Source organism: Acidovorax sp. SUPP1855, assembly GCF_030158955.1.
Lineage (GTDB): Bacteria > Pseudomonadota > Gammaproteobacteria > Burkholderiales > Burkholderiaceae_C > Paracidovorax.
Genome location: NZ_BQXI01000017.1, coordinates 66083 through 80339 on the forward strand (window position 1 = coordinate 66083; position 14257 = coordinate 80339).

Below are 14257 nucleotides of genomic sequence, written 5' to 3' on the forward strand. Positions count from 1 at the left end.
TGTATTGCTTACTTCTGGCGCGTGAGCACGCGGGCCAGGATATTGAGGCCGAGGACGGCGACGGTGATCAGGAACACCCCTGCCCAGGCGAGCTGCTGCCAGTTCTCGTAAGGGCTCATGGCGAACTTGAAGATGGTGACCGGCAGGCTGGCCATGGGCTTGCCCAGGTCGGCATTCCAGAACTGGTTGTTGAGCGCCGTGAACAGCAGCGGTGCGGTCTCCCCAGCGATGCGGGCCACCGCCAGCAGCACACCGGTGATCACGCCGGCCCGGGCAGCACGCAGCGTCACCATGGTGATCACCTTCCACTTCGGCGTTCCGAGCGCATAGGCCGCTTCGCGCAGGCTGGCAGGCACCAGCACCAGCATGTTCTCGGTGGTGCGGATGACCACGGGAATCACGATGAGCGCCAGCGCCAGGATACCGGCATAGGCGGAAAAGCTCTTGAACCGGGCCACGACCACCGCGTACACGAACAGGCCGATGACGATGCTGGGCGCCGAGAGCAGGATGTCGTTCACGAAGCGAGTCGTGGAGGCCAGCCAGCCGCGCGTGTCGTATTCGGCCAGGTACACGCCGGCCATGATGCCGATGGGGGTGCCGACGAACGTGGCGAGCGACACCATCACGAGCGAGCCGAAGATGGCGTTGGAGATGCCGCCGACCTCGTTGGGAGGGGGCGTCATCTGGGTGAAGAGCGCCAGGCTGAGTCCGCCGATGCCCAGGCGGATGGTCTCCCAGAGAATCCACACCAGCCAGAACACTCCGAACACCATGGCGGCGAGCGAGAGCGTCAGGGCGATGTTGTTCACACGCTTGCGGCTGTCGTAGCGGCGCTGGCGCACCTGCGCCATTTCAGCGGCCGTGATGAGGGTTTGCGACGTGCTCATGCGCGGGTTCCTTCGTTCTTTTGCAGTCGGGACAGCAGCACCTTGGACAGGGCCAAGACCACGAAGGTGATGAAGAACAGCACCAGGCCCAGGTAGATGAGCGAGGCCTGATGCAGACCTTCGCCGGCTTCGGCGAACTCGTTGGCCAGCGCGGAGGTGATGCTGTTGGCGGCTTCGAAGACCGACAGCGAATTGAGTTGGTTCATGTTGCCGATCACGAAGGTCACGGCCATGGTCTCGCCCAGAGCGCGGCCGAGGCCCAGCATCACCCCTCCCAAAACACCCGTCTTGGTATAGGGCAGCACGACCTTCCAGACCACCTCCCAGGTGGTGGAGCCCAGCCCGTAGGCCGACTCCTTGAGCAGCGCAGGAGTGACCTCAAAAACATCCCGCATCACCGCTGCGATGAACGGAATGATCATGATGGCCAGGATGATCCCGGCCGAAAGGATGCCGATGCCGACCGGGGGGCCGGACACCAGGGCGCCCAGATAAGGAATACCGCTGAACAGCGACTGCAGCGGCTGCTGGACCCAGGTGGCCAGAATGGGGCCGAACACCATCAGGCCCCACATGCCATACACGATGGAAGGAACCGCCGCCAGCAACTCGATGGCGGTGCCCAAGGTACGCTTGAGCCAGGCGGGCGAGAGCTCCGTCAGGAACAGCGCAATGCCGAAGCTCACGGGAACGGCGATGAGCAACGCGATGAACGATGTGGCGAGCGTGCCATAGATCATCACCAGGCCGCCGTAGTCGTTCTGCACGGGGTCCCACACGCTGCGCGTGAGGAAGGTCAGGCCGTACTTCTCGATCGAGGGCCAGGCACCGACCACGAGCGACAACAAAATACCCACGAGAAGCGCCAGCGTGAGCAGGGCCGCACCGCGGGCGAGAAAGCCGAAAACCCGATCGGCCATCACGCCCGACAGGAGTGGCGACCGCGGGGGCGGCGTGGTACGGGGAGCCTCGGCGCGAACCGGCATCGAGGACGACTGACGTACTGGCATGGTGCTGGACACTGCTGTGCCTTCCATAAGAAAAAACGAACTGGTGGCCCGCGTCGGCGGGCCACCATGGGATCACTTCAGCGAAACGGCTTTGCCGGAAGTGTCCTTGATGTCACCCCAGGACTTGATGATGATGTTCTTCACGGAGTCGGGCATGGGCACGTAGTCCAGGTCCGCCGCCGTCTTGTCACCCGACTTGTAGGCCCACTCGAAGAACTTGAGCGAGGTGGTTGCCTGCGTGGGCTTGTCCTGCGTCTTGTGCATCAGGATGAAGGTGGCACCCGTGATCGGCCATGCATCTTTGCCTGGCTGGTTGGTGAGGATCTGATAGAAGCTCTTGGCCCAGTCGGCGCCGGCAGCGGCGGCCTTGAAGGCGCTGTCTTCCGGCGACACGAAAGCGCCGTCCGCATTCTGCAGCTGGACGTAGTTCAGCTTGTTCTGCTTCACATAGGCGTATTCCACGTAGCCGATGGAGTTCGGCAGACGACCCACGAAAGCAGCAACGCCTTCGTTGCCCTTGCCGCCGGCGCCGGTGGGCCAGTTCACGGCGGTGCCCTCACCCACCTTGGACTTCCACTCGGCATTCACCTTGGACAGGTAGTTCGTGAAAATGAAGCTGGTGCCCGAGCCGTCCGCACGGCGGACGGGAGCGATGGCGGCGTCCGGAAGGTTCACGCCGGGGTTCAGCGCCTTGATGGCCGCATCGTTCCAGTTCGTGACCTTGCCCAGGTAGATATCGCCCAGCACCTGCCCGCTCAGCTTGATCTGGCCGGGCGAGATGCCCTTGATGTTCACCACGGGAACCACGCCACCGATCACGGTGGGGAACTGCAGCAAGCCCTTCTTGGCCAGTTCGTCATCCTTGAGGGGAGCGTCGGACGCACCGAAGTCCACCGTCTTGGCTTCGATCTGGCGCAGGCCGGCACCCGAGCCCACCGACTGGTAGTTGATCTTGACGCCGGTGGCCTTGTTGTAGTCGGCAGCCCACTTGGAATACAGCGGTGCGGGGAAACTCGCGCCAGCACCCGTGGCTTCCTGCTGGGCCCAGGCGCTGGAAAAAGCGCCGGCCGCGACCACACCAGACACCAGAATCCGAATCACAGACAGTTTCATGTAGGAACCTCTTGGTTGAAAGAATCAGTGAGGCGACTCTAGAAGCGCTTTATGACACCATCGTGACAGCTCCTGCAAGCTGTCATTCACGATTTTCAGAGGGACAGCTGCCCGCACTTGTCACGCAATCGTCATCATTGCTGCGTAGCCTCCGGCGCACCGACCCCGTCGGCAACCCTTCGGAGAACCACATGTACCGCCGCTACGTCTTTCCTTTTTTGCTCGCTGCCCTGACTGCCGCGACGCTGAGCGCTTGTGCCACGGGCCCCAGCGCCTCCGGCTCCATTCCCGCCACGCTGGCGGCAACCCCCTCCATCAGCACATTCCGCACACTGGCCACGCAAGCCGGTCTGGCAGATACGCTGGCTGCCAACGGCCCTTACACGGTCTTCGCCCCTTCCGATGAAGCATTCAAGGCTGTGCCAGCCAAGACGATGGCAGAACTCCAGGCCGATAAATCCAAGCTCCAGGCCGTCTTGAACTACCACATCGTTCCCAAGCGACTGACTGCGGCCGACATCCAGCCTGGCTCGGCGAAAACCCTGCAAGGCAGCGAGATCACCCTTTCGCGCGCCGGCACCTTCGTGACCGTGGAAGATGCGATGGTCGTTCAAGCCGACATTCCCGCCAGCAACGGGGTGGTGCACGTGGTCGACCGCGTGCTGATGCCACCGGCCAAGAAGTAACTGAATCGACATTGCAGGAGGGGCGGCATCTCCCGCCCTTCCTGGCACAGCTCAGATGCGCCATCGACTGGAGAGGCAGGTGCTATGCTGCCCCGCCTGAAAACCAGCTCGCCTTGCGCAACAACATGCACGACGGAACACTGCTTGCCGCTGTGGATCTCGGATCCAACAGCTTTCGCCTGGAAATCGGGCGTTTCGAACACGGCCATATCCAGCGTGTGGAATACCTCAAGGAAACGGTTCGTCAGGGCAATGGCCTGGATGAAGACCGCAACCTGACCCCCGAGGCCATGCAGCGTGGTTGGGACTGCCTTGCCCGCTTTGCCGAACGCCTGACCGCCTTCGAACCCCATCACGTCCGTGCCGTCGCCACGCAGACCCTGCGCGAAGCGCGCAATCGCGAGGTGTTTCTCCAACGCGGCAGCGACATCCTGGGTCACCGGATCGAAGTGGTCTCGGGCCCCGAAGAAGCCCGCCTGATCTATCAAGGGGTTGCGCGGCTGCTTCCACAGTCCGACGAGCGTCGGCTGGTCGTGGACATTGGCGGAAGATCCACCGAACTGATCCTGGGGCAGCAATTTTCGGCGCGTGCCGTCGCGTCCTATCGGGTGGGCAGCGTGGCCTGGTCCAGCCGGTATTTTCCGGAAGGCATCTTCACGCCCCAGGCATTCCGAACGGCCGAGATCGCGGCCCAGGCCGTGCTGGACGAAGCGCTCAACGTCTACCGGCCGGACACCTGGGACGTGGCTTACGGGTCCTCTGGCACGGTCGGGGCAGTGGGGGATGTGCTGGCCGCAGCAGGCCATCCCAGTGGACTCGTCACGCGTCAAGGGCTGGATTGGCTGCAGGAGCAGTTGCTGCGTGTCCGATCGGCAGACCGCCTGCGCATGGAGGGGCTCAAGGAAGAACGCCGCAGCGTGATCGGCGGCGGACTCAGCGTGCTGCGTGCCATTTTCGAGTTGTTGCAGATCGATCAGATGCAGGTGGCTCAAGGGGCATTGCGCCAAGGGGCCCTGTACGACCTGCTCGACCGTGAACTGCCGGAAACGGACTTGCGCTCTTCCACGGTGCGGGGATTGATGCACCGTTTCGCGGTGGACATCGAGCACGCGGAGCGGGTCGCAAAGACGGCCTGTTCGTTGTTCACGCAGGCGTGCCGCAAAAACTGCGAGCGCGCCGAGCGAAAACTGGCGTGGGCCGCGCAGTTGCACGAAGTGGGCTGCCGCATTTCGCACAGCGAGTACCACCACCATGGCGCGTACATCCTGGACCATACCGACGCTGCCGGCTTTGCAGTATGGGAACTGCACCGGCTGGGCCTGCTGGTGAAAGGCCATCGGGGGAAGGTCCGCAAGCTCGAAACCGACCTTGACGATCCCGACCTGGCGCTGCAGCTGGTCTGCCTGCGGATCGCCGTGGCGCTGTGCCACGCCCGCCGCACGCCTGACATGCAAGGGTTGTCGCTTTCCCAGCAAGGCAATCGATTCGCTTTGTCCACACGCCCCGGCTGGTCGGCCGCGTATCCGCAGTCCGCTCATCTTCTCCGAGAAGAGAGCACGGCATGGATCAAAACGCCCTGGGAGTTCGCAGCAGAGCTGCAGTGATGGACCAATCGTCGGATGAAACGGTATAAACTGTATATACCGTTTTTTCATTCGACTCATATGCCCAATACGTCAGACGTTTCCACCACTTCTGTCTCGAACACCGCAGCAACCCCTGCTCCCGCAGCGAATGCCGCCTCTTCGGCCAAGCCCGCCGCACGCAGCAAGGCAGCTGCTCCAAAGAAAGCCCCGGCCCGCAAGGCGGCGGCCAAGCCCGCTGTAGCCAGCCCGGCCCGCGACACCAAGGCCAAGAAGCCCAAGCTCGTGCGTGACAGCTTCACCATTCCCAAAGACGAGTACGCCGCCATCGAAGCGTTGAAGCTGCGCACCGGGCAACTGGGCACAACAGCCAAGAAGAGCGAATTGCTGCGTGCGGGCCTCAAGCTGCTCTCGGCGTTGGGTGACGATGCATTGGCCAAGGCACTGCAGGCTGTTCCGTCCATCAAGACCGGCCGGCCTAAGGCGCAAACGCCTGCGCAGCCTGCACCCGTCGCCAAGAAGGCTGCCAAGCCGGCGAAAACGGCGCGCAAGTAAGCCAAGGGCATCGAGCGCCGGTTGGCCCTGGCGCTCATGGTGGTGCCGGTCTCAGAGAAAATCCGGGGACTGCACAGCCAGCAGGATGGTTTCCGTGGTTTCCGGCCGTTGCCGCTGACGCAGCCACCACACCGCCCCTTTGCGGATGGCGCATTCCGGTGCCTGCAAGGCCAAAAGGCTTGCCACGGCTTGACCCAACACTGGCTGATGCCCCACCACCAACACGGCACCGCGGGACTTCGGCCATTGCGCCAGTTCAAGCAGTTCCTGCGGGGTGCCGCCAGGCAGCAGCTCGGCGCGCAGTTTGTACTTGCGCCCCAGGGCCTTCGCGGTAGCCTCGGTGCGACGTGCGGGGCTGGACAGCACGCGCAACCCATCTGGCAGTTGCCGATCCAGCCAAGCCGCCATGCGCGCAGCTTGTTTCTCTCCGCGCGCGGTCAAAGGACGATCCAGATCGTCTTCTCCCTCACGAAGCTCTTCAGCCTCCGCATGGCGCCAGAGGATCAGGTCCATCATGCCTTGGAGCTGCCGCCGTGGGCCATTGTTCGGCCGGCCGCCGCAGCATAGCGGTCCATCAGCGCTTTTTGCGCACCTTTGCCAGACACGGGATGCGGCGCGCGCTCATACGTACCATCGGGCTGCAGAGTCCAGGCATCCCGATCGTCCTGAAGGTAAGCCACCAGACATTCATCGATGATGCGCTGCCGCAGTTCCTTGTCCGTGATGGGCCAGGCCAGTTCGACACGCCGCAGCATGTTGCGGTTCATCCAGTCTGCGCTGGACAGATACAGATCCTCTGACTTGCCCGCCCGGAAATAGAACACCCGGGTGTGCTCCAGAAAACGTCCGATGACCGAGCGCACTCGAATGTTGTCCGTGGTGCCCTTGCGTTGCGCCGGCAGCATGCAGGCACCGCGGACGATGAGATCGATGCGCGCACCTTGCTGCCCCGCCTTGATGAGCGCGCGCATCAGCACATCGTCCGTCAGGGCATTCATCTTGGCCACGATGCGGGCATCGTCGCCCTTCGCCGCAGCCTCCCCCACCCGCTCGATCATGTCCAGCATGTGCTGCTGCAAATGGAAAGGCGCGAGCACCAGCTTGCGCAACTTGGGCAGCTTGTTCTGGCTCGCCAGATGATTGAACACCGCATCCATGTCGGCGGTGACTTCGGCATCGGCCGTGAAATAGCTCAGATCGGTATACAGGCGGGCGGTCCGCGGGTTGTAGTTGCCTGTGGAAAGATGGCCATAACGGCGCAGGTGCCGCCCTTCGCGGCGCGTGACCAGCAGCATCTTGGCGTGTGTCTTCAGGCCCACCACACCGTACACGACCTGCGCCCCGATGGACTCCAGGGCTTCCGCCCAATTGATGTTGGCCTCTTCGTCGAAGCGCGCCTTCAGTTCCACCACCGCCATGACTTCCTTGCCGCGCCGAACGGCCTCCCGCAGCAACTCCATCAACTCCGAATCGGCCCCCGTGCGGTAAATGGTTTGCTTGATGGCAAGCACCTGCGGGTCGTTCACCGCCTCACGCAGAAAGGCCAGCACCGCGTCGAAACTCTCGAAAGGCTGGTGGGCCAGCACATCGCGCCGCCCGATCTGTTCGATGAGCGAGCTTCCCGACTGGATTTGACGCGGCCAGACCGAACGCCATGGAGGAAACAGCAGTTCTGGATCGTTCACCAGGTCCACCAACTGCGAAAGCCTGACCAGATTCACAGGGCCGTGCACGCGGTACAGCGCCGCATCGGGAAGGGCAAACTGCAATTGCAGGAAATCGGACAAGAACCGTGAGCAGCTCGATGACACTTCCAGCCGCACCGCTTGGCCATAGTGGCGATGCTCCAGACCCTGGCGCAGGGCCGTGCGCAGGTTGCGCACATCGTCTTCATCCACGGCCAGATCGGAATGGCGCGTGACACGGAACTGGGAAAACTCCGTCACTTCGCGCCCGGTGAAGAGCCCCGCCAGGTGTGCCCGCACAATGCTGGACAGACTGACAAATTGCGCTCCCGTCACAGCCACTTTGGCGGGCATGCGTATCAGGCGCGGCAAGACGCGAGGCACCTTGACGATGGCAATCTCGTTCTCTCGTCCGAAGGCATCGTTGCCTTTCAAACGCACGATGAAGTTCAGTGACTTGTTGGCGACCTGTGGAAACGGATGCGACGGGTCCAGGCCGACCGGAATCAGTAAAGGCCGGACTTCCCGATCAAAGTATTCGTTCACCCAGCGTCTCTGTGCCCCGGTACGGTCGCCGTGCGACACGATGTGGATGTTCTGGGCCGCAAAGGCCGGGGTGAGCGAGTCGTTGTACAGCGCGTATTGCAGCGCGACAAGGTCATGGGCTTTGGCAGCCAGCTCCTCGAACGAAGCGACGGTATACGGGCCTTTGGTATCGCCGTTCTGAGCGGCAGTCAGATGGGCCGCGGCACGCACCTCGAAAAATTCATCGAGATTGGACGAAACGATGCAGAGGTATCGCAGACGCTCGAGCAGCGGCACATCGACCCGGGCGGCCCAGTCGAATACCCGCTCGTTGAAAGCAAGAATGCTGTGGTCGCGATTGAGAAAATCAGGATCGGAGTTCAACGATTTCTCTGGCAAAGGAGGCACATTGGCCCCCTCGACTTCCCCGGTAGGCACAGCAGATTGAAGAGGCGATTCGGGGAGAGGCTCGGAAGGCGACGGCATGGCTGCTTTGGAAGGGATGGGTTCCACCCCAGTATTGGCAGTCACCATGACATTTTCATGACAGTCCGGTGAAGGCGTCACGGAAGGTTTGCTGATGTTCATGACAGATAAGGCGCCGTCACACTCCGAGAAAATGCTTGCGGTATCGCGAAGGCAAATCCGCAATGCGCATGAGCATTGGCAAATCGGCTGAGTTGAAATCAGGGTCCCAGGCCGGCGCACCGAGAACACGTGCCCCCAGGCGCAAATAGCCCTTGATGAGGGCGGGCGGCTCGATCGCCAGCGACCCGTCCAGTTGGTCCACAGGCAGCGGCAGCCGCGGGCGCACATGGAACTCGATGGGCGCCAGATGCGACTTCTGCACCTGGCTCCAGATGCTTGCAGCCGCATCGCCGCTCACCACCCCGTTGTGCAGCATGGGAATGCTGGCGCAACCGATCATGGTGTCGAGTTGATTGCGCACCATGAAGTCCGCCAGGGCGCTCCAAAGCGCCAGAATCACGCCACCGTGCCGGTAGTCCGGATGGACACAGCTGCGTCCCAGTTCGACCATGCGAGAGCGGAGTGTGCGCAGCCGCGTCAGGTCGAATTCGGTATCGCTGTAGGTACCGCCGACCCGGCGCGCTTGAGCGGGAGTGAGTACGCGGTAGGTGCCAATGACCTGACGCGTGACCATGTCCCGAACCAGCAGATGCTCGCAATATTCGTCGAAAAGATCCACGTCATGGCCGGCCACCGAGGTATTGAGGCGCGCCCCCATCTCCGACGCGAACACCTCGAACCTCAGGCGCTGGGCTTCCCGGACTTCGTCGAGGTGCCGCGCCCAAGCCACTTCCACGCCGCCCTCGGTGGACAAACGGCTTGCCACATCGCCCGAATGGCCAGGGCGATGAAGTGACCCCCTGGGCAATGAGTCTGGACACAAGGGCATCGTCGGGATGGGTAGTTCGTTCACTCGTCTCTCCCTGCAAGGGTGGTTGGATCACAGCTTGAAGGAGCGTTGCCCTTCCCGCTTGGACGAGACTGTGGCAAACGGCAGTGACGCCGCCATGTCCAGGCCATGACAGCTTCATGACGTGGAAAGGAGAACGCCAGCCCTCCCAGGAAAAGGCATCCATCGCGCTTTTGATCGAGACAATCCCGAACCCAGGATTTCAGGGGCGACTGCTACACTTTCGTACAACTTGCCGCCCGCCAGGGCTTCACTCATTTCCATGTGCCCCACGCTTGATGCGCCCGTACTTTCTCAGTCCGGGCCGACTTTGCAACGCATCCTTCGCGAGCAGCAGACTTTGTTGGACAGCGCCGGCGTGGGCATCGTGTTCATCCGCCAACGGCAGATCGTTCGCTGCAACCAGCGCTATGCCGATATCTTTGGCTATGAAACGGTCGAAGAAACCATCGGGCTCAGCAGTCAGGCCCTGTATCCCACCCTCGACGCCTTCCGGGAACTGGGGCGCAATGCCTATCCGGTGCTCGCGCGCGGGGACACCTATCGCACGGAATGCCAGATGCGGCGCTGCAACGGCCGCTTGTTCTGGAGCAGCTTGGCCGGTCGGCTGATCAACCCAGCCGACACGGCGGAAGGATCCATCTGGATCATCGACGACATCGATGAGCAGCGGCATGCGCAAACCCAGCTTCATGCCGTGGTGCAGGAAAAGCAGGCCCTTTTCGACCAGGCCATGGTGGGCATCGCCTTCATTTCCAACCAGCGCATGACGCGCTGCAACCAGCACTTCGAACAGATGCTGGGCTATGGTCCTGGAGAGTTGGCCAACGCAGCGACGCGGCAGTGGCATTTCAGCGACGCGGACTGGGAAGACGCGAAAAAGCGCTGCTATGAACCACTGCTGGATGGCAAGATCTTCGTGGGCGAGATGACCTTGCGCGGCAAGGATGGCCGCGCCGTGGTGTGCGAGGTGCGTGTCAAGGCCATCGACCCCGCCCGCCCGGCCAATGGATCGGTTTGCATTGCCATGGACGTCAGCGAGCAGCGACAGGCACAGGCAGAGCTGGCCCGGATGCACGCCGACCTGGAGCTTCAGGTGCACCAGCGCACCCGGCAGCTCAGCGAGACCGTGGACAACCTGCATCGCGAGATCAACGATCGCAAGCACGACCAGGAACGCATCTATTGGCTGGCCCACTACGATCCCTTGACCGGCCTGCCGAACCGCACGCTCCTGGCTGAGCGCAGCCACCACGCGATCCGCGCCGCCAGCGAAGGGGGCACGCCGCTGGCCGTCATCTTCCTCGACCTCGATCACTTCAAGCACGTGAACGACTCGCTGGGCCATCGGGTGGGTGACGCGTTGCTGGTGGAAATCGCCAAAAGGCTGCGGGCCGTCGTCCGCGACAAGGACACCGTGTCGCGCTTAGGGGGCGACGAATTCATCCTGCTGCTGCCCGGAGCGAACGCGCATGGGGCGGCACGGGTCGCAGGCAAGCTGCAGGAGGCGTCGCGCCAGCACTACCAGATCGGGCACCACGAACTCACGATGGCACCCTCGATGGGCATCGCGCTGTTTCCACAGGACGGCGCAGATTTCGACACCCTGACCCAGTCCGCCGATGTGGCCATGTACCGGGCGAAGCTGGACGGTCGCAACACCTACCGCTTCTTCACCCCGGAAATGCAGGCCCAGTCGGTGCGCGCCCTCCTGCTGGAGAATGCCCTGCGCCGCGCTTTGGAGCGCAACCAACTGCACCTGCACTACCAACCGCAGATCACCATCGCGACAGGGGAGATCCGCAGCGTGGAAGCACTGCTCCGCTGGGAGCACCCCGACCTGGGCAGCATCTCCCCTGCGGAGTTCATCCCCATCGCAGAAGACAGCGGCCAAATCCTGCAGATCGGTGAGTGGGTCATGCAGACAGCCCTGGACCAGTTGCAGCACTGGCACACCATGGGCATGGACTGGCTGGCCATGGCGGTCAATCTATCGGCACTGCAGTTCAGGCAGCCGCAGTTGCCCGAACTGGTCAGCCGACTCCTGGACAGCACCTCGCTGCGGGCCAACCGGCTGGAGCTCGAACTGACCGAAGGCGTCGCGGTGGACGACCCCCGTTCCGCCATTGCCACCATGGACCAGCTCCATGCCCGGGGCGTGCGCATGTCCATGGACGATTTCGGAACGGGATATTCTTCGCTGAGCCAACTCAAGCGCTTCCAAATCTACAAGCTCAAGATCGACCAGTCGTTCGTGCGGGACCTGGGCAACGACAGCAACGACCGGGCCATCGTCAGCGCCATCATTCGCATGGCCCAGGCACTGGGCATCCGGACCACGGCCGAGGGCGTGGAAACGAGCGAGCAGCTGTCATACCTTCGCGAGCAAGGGTGCGATGAAGCACAGGGCTATTACTTCAGCAAGCCTTTGCCCGCCCACCAGATCACCGCCCTGCTGCAGCGGCAGCATGCCACGCAATAGGCCGGATCAGACCCTGCGCCGACTCAGCCCCGGAGCCCGCTGCAGAGGTGGACTCACCCCGCACGCGCCGCGTCGGCCAGCTGCTGCGCGAAGTGATTGGCATGGTCGGCATTGCTGGCCTCCACCATCACGCGCAGCAGAGGTTCGGTTCCGCTCGCGCGAATCAATACCCGCCCGGTTTCGCCCAACGCCGCCTCGACGGAGCGCAAGGTGTCTGACAAAGTGGTGTTGCTCTTCCAATCCTGCCCCGGTGCGAGCCGGACATTGAGAAGCACCTGCGGAAAGAGCTGCACATTCGCCAGCATGTCCGGCAAACCGCAGGCGTTGCGTACACACGCCTGAAGCACCTGGAGGGCGCTGATGAGGCCATCGCCGGTCGTATGGCGGTCCAGGGCCAACAGGTGTCCTGAACCCTCTCCGCCCAAAAGCCAGCGATGGCGGGCCAACTCTTCCAGCACATACCGGTCGCCCACTTTGGCCCGCACGAACTGTATGCCCTGCGCCTTGAGCGCAAGCTCTACCGCCATGTTGGTCATGAGCGTGCCGACCACGCCAGGCACCGGCTCGCCCCGGCCCAAACGGTCCGAGGCCATGAGATACAGCAGTTCGTCGCCGTTGTAGAGCCGCCCTGCTGCATCCACCATCTGCAGCCGGTCCGCATCCCCGTCCAGCGCCACGCCGAAGTGCGCATGGTTGGCGCGGACCGCCCGCACCAAGGCTTCGGGATGGGTCGCACCGACTTGGTGGTTGATGTTCAGGCCATCGGGGGAGCAGCCGATGGCCAACACTTCCGCGCCCAATTCATGAAACACCTTGGGCGCGATGTGATACGCCGCGCCGTGGGCCGCATCCACCACGATCTTCACCCCCTTGAGGGTCAGATCCTGCGGGAACGTGCTCTTGCAAAATTCGATGTAGCGGCCTGCCGCATCCTCCAGGCGCCTCGCTTTGCCCAAAGAGGCAGAGTCCGCCCAGACGGGGGCTTCATCCAGCGCCGACTCCACCGCCATTTCCCACTCATCGGAGAGCTTCGTCCCTTGAGCGCTGAAGAACTTGATGCCATTGTCCGGATAGGCATTGTGGCTGGCGCTGATCACAACACCCAGGCTGGCGCGCTGGGCACGGGTCAGGTACGCCACGCCGGGCGTGGGCAAAGGGCCCAGCAGTACCACATCCACCCCTGCAGAGTTGAAGCCGGACTCCAGCGCGCTCTCCAGCATGTAGCCGGAAATGCGCGTGTCCTTCCCGATCAACACCGTAGGCCGCTCCTCCTTGCGGCGCAAAACACGGCCCACCGCATGCGCGAGCCGTAGCACAAAGTCGGGAGTGATGGGCGCCTGCCCTACGGTGCCGCGGATGCCATCCGTACCGAAATATCGACGTGTCATGATTTTTTGCCTCCGCCTGAAGGATATCCGCAGGCTAGAGTGAGGGTGGGGGAATTTGAGAGGCCTGCCAGACTTGCAATGCGGCGACCGTTTCGCGCACGTCGTGCACACGCACGATGCGCACGCCACGCTCCACGGCCAACAACGCCGCTGCCACACTGGGGACCATGCGCTCGGAAACCGGCCACTGCGTGACCGCACCGAGCGACGATTTGCGCGACCAGCCTGCCAGCCAGGGGTAGCCCGCGCGGGACAGCAAAGGCTGGCTGGCGAGGAGCGCGAAGTTCTGCTCCACCGTCTTGCCAAAGCCAATGCCGCAGTCCAACACGATGCGACTCTTTTCGACCCCCAGCGCATGTAAATCCAAGGCACATTGCTCTAAAAAAGATAGCACCTGAGAGACCACGTCTCCCTCCATCGGAGCCGCCTGCATGGTTTGGGGGTCGCGGTGCATGTGCATCAGGCACACCCCGCATGCAGGATGGCCGGCCACCACGGCCATGGCTCCGGGTTGCCGAAGGGCCCAGATGTCGTTGATGATGTCAGCGCCCAAGTCCAGCACCGCACGCATCACCTCGGGCTTGTAGGTGTCGATGGACAACGGCACGCCCAGGCCCACCGCCGACCGAACCAGCGGCAACACCCGAGCCAACTCCTCATCCAGCGAGACGGCGGGACTGCCTGGGCGGGTGGATTCCCCCCCGATGTCCAGAATGTCAGCCCCCTGCGCCAGCAGGCTTTCGCAGTGGCGCATCGCGTCCAGGGTGGTGGCGTGCCGCCCGCCATCGGAGAAGGAATCCGGAGTGGCATTCACGATACCCATGACCCGAGGCCGTGAGAGATCGATCTGGAATCGGCTGGTCTGCCAGTGCATCGACACGTGGAATGGTTTAAACGAGAAG

12 protein-coding genes are annotated in these 14257 nt (G+C 62.9%); 4 read left to right on the top strand and 8 right to left on the bottom strand.

Features of this window, described 5'->3' with window-relative positions; all coding sequences use genetic code 11:
* Positions 1-8: 8 nt before the first annotated feature.
* The 3 genes from pstA to pstS form a co-directional block, all read right to left on the bottom strand.
* Complete coding sequence (pstA, locus tag AVMA1855_RS15840; protein ID WP_272568960.1) at positions 9-890, bottom strand: phosphate ABC transporter permease PstA; 882 nt, start codon at positions 888-890, stop codon at positions 9-11.
* Positions 887-1900: a phosphate ABC transporter permease PstC gene (gene pstC, locus AVMA1855_RS15845; protein ID WP_284426445.1), complete on the bottom strand. Its 1014-nt coding sequence runs from the start codon at positions 1898-1900 to the stop codon at positions 887-889. The genes pstA and pstC overlap by 4 nt, the downstream gene beginning before the upstream one ends.
* Positions 1901-1972: 72 nt before the next feature.
* Positions 1973-3013: a phosphate ABC transporter substrate-binding protein PstS gene (pstS, locus tag AVMA1855_RS15850; RefSeq protein ID WP_284426446.1), complete on the bottom strand. Its 1041-nt coding sequence runs from the start codon at positions 3011-3013 to the stop codon at positions 1973-1975.
* A gap of 11 nt (positions 3014-3024) precedes the next feature.
* Between pstS and AVMA1855_RS15855 the strand changes: the two genes are divergently transcribed.
* From AVMA1855_RS15855 to AVMA1855_RS15865, 3 genes are all read left to right on the top strand, one after another.
* Complete coding sequence (locus tag AVMA1855_RS15855; RefSeq protein WP_349817116.1) at positions 3025-3699, top strand: fasciclin domain-containing protein; 675 nt, start codon at positions 3025-3027, stop codon at positions 3697-3699.
* Positions 3700-3824: 125 nt separating this feature from the next.
* On the top strand, positions 3825-5303 hold the full coding sequence (locus AVMA1855_RS15860; protein ID WP_284426470.1) for a Ppx/GppA phosphatase family protein: 1479 nt from the start codon (positions 3825-3827) through the stop codon (positions 5301-5303).
* A 15-nt stretch (positions 5304-5318) separates the two neighbouring features.
* On the top strand, positions 5319-5837 hold the full coding sequence (locus AVMA1855_RS15865; protein WP_284426447.1) for a hypothetical protein: 519 nt from the start codon (positions 5319-5321) through the stop codon (positions 5835-5837).
* A 51-nt stretch (positions 5838-5888) separates the two neighbouring features.
* Here AVMA1855_RS15865 and AVMA1855_RS15870 read toward each other — a convergent pair whose 3' ends face one another.
* The 3 genes from AVMA1855_RS15870 to AVMA1855_RS15880 form a co-directional block, all read right to left on the bottom strand.
* Positions 5889-6353: a SixA phosphatase family protein gene (locus AVMA1855_RS15870; protein WP_272568952.1), complete on the bottom strand. Its 465-nt coding sequence runs from the start codon at positions 6351-6353 to the stop codon at positions 5889-5891.
* Positions 6350-8581 (bottom strand): polyphosphate kinase 1, encoded by a 2232-nt coding sequence (gene ppk1 / locus AVMA1855_RS15875; RefSeq protein ID WP_284426471.1) that lies wholly within the window; start codon positions 8579-8581, stop codon positions 6350-6352. The genes AVMA1855_RS15870 and ppk1 overlap by 4 nt, the downstream gene beginning before the upstream one ends.
* 70 nt (positions 8582-8651) lie before the next feature.
* Positions 8652-9488, bottom strand: a complete 837-nt coding sequence (locus AVMA1855_RS15880; RefSeq protein ID WP_284426448.1) for a GNAT family N-acetyltransferase — start codon at positions 9486-9488, stop codon at positions 8652-8654.
* 259 nt (positions 9489-9747) lie between these two features.
* Between AVMA1855_RS15880 and AVMA1855_RS15885 the strand changes: the two genes are divergently transcribed.
* The gene (locus AVMA1855_RS15885) at positions 9748-11967 is read left to right on the top strand and encodes a sensor domain-containing protein (RefSeq protein WP_284426449.1); all 2220 of its coding nucleotides are present in this window, start codon (positions 9748-9750) and stop codon (positions 11965-11967) included.
* Positions 11968-12020: 53 nt separating this feature from the next.
* Here AVMA1855_RS15885 and glmM read toward each other — a convergent pair whose 3' ends face one another.
* Together glmM and folP are read right to left on the bottom strand one after the other, a co-directional pair.
* The gene (gene glmM, locus AVMA1855_RS15890; protein ID WP_284426450.1) at positions 12021-13355 is read right to left on the bottom strand and encodes a phosphoglucosamine mutase; all 1335 of its coding nucleotides are present in this window, start codon (positions 13353-13355) and stop codon (positions 12021-12023) included.
* 34 nt (positions 13356-13389) lie between these two features.
* Positions 13390-14229, bottom strand: coding sequence for a dihydropteroate synthase (gene folP, locus AVMA1855_RS15895; RefSeq protein WP_284426451.1), 840 nt, complete (start codon positions 14227-14229; stop codon positions 13390-13392).
* Positions 14230-14257: the final 28 nt, after the last annotated feature.

Excerpts from the sequence above, each read along its gene's own strand:
- folP (WP_284426451.1), bottom strand. The coding sequence starts at position 14,229 with ATGCACTGGCAGACCAGCCGATTCCAGATCGATCTCTCACGGCCTCGG.
- pstA (WP_272568960.1), bottom strand. The coding sequence starts at position 890 with ATGAGCACGTCGCAAACCCTCATCACGGCCGCTGAAATGGCGCAGGTG.
- glmM (WP_284426450.1), bottom strand. The coding sequence starts at position 13,355 with ATGACACGTCGATATTTCGGTACGGATGGCATCCGCGGCACCGTAGGG.
- pstC (WP_284426445.1), bottom strand. The coding sequence starts at position 1,900 with ATGCCAGTACGTCAGTCGTCCTCGATGCCGGTTCGCGCCGAGGCTCCC.
- AVMA1855_RS15870 (WP_272568952.1), bottom strand. The coding sequence starts at position 6,353 with ATGATGGACCTGATCCTCTGGCGCCATGCGGAGGCTGAAGAGCTTCGT.
- pstS (WP_284426446.1), bottom strand. The coding sequence starts at position 3,013 with ATGAAACTGTCTGTGATTCGGATTCTGGTGTCTGGTGTGGTCGCGGCC.
- AVMA1855_RS15885 (WP_284426449.1), top strand. The coding sequence starts at position 9,748 with ATGTGCCCCACGCTTGATGCGCCCGTACTTTCTCAGTCCGGGCCGACT.
- AVMA1855_RS15860 (WP_284426470.1), top strand. The coding sequence starts at position 3,825 with ATGCACGACGGAACACTGCTTGCCGCTGTGGATCTCGGATCCAACAGC.
- ppk1 (WP_284426471.1), bottom strand. The coding sequence starts at position 8,581 with ATGGTGACTGCCAATACTGGGGTGGAACCCATCCCTTCCAAAGCAGCC.
- AVMA1855_RS15865 (WP_284426447.1), top strand. The coding sequence starts at position 5,319 with ATGAAACGGTATAAACTGTATATACCGTTTTTTCATTCGACTCATATG.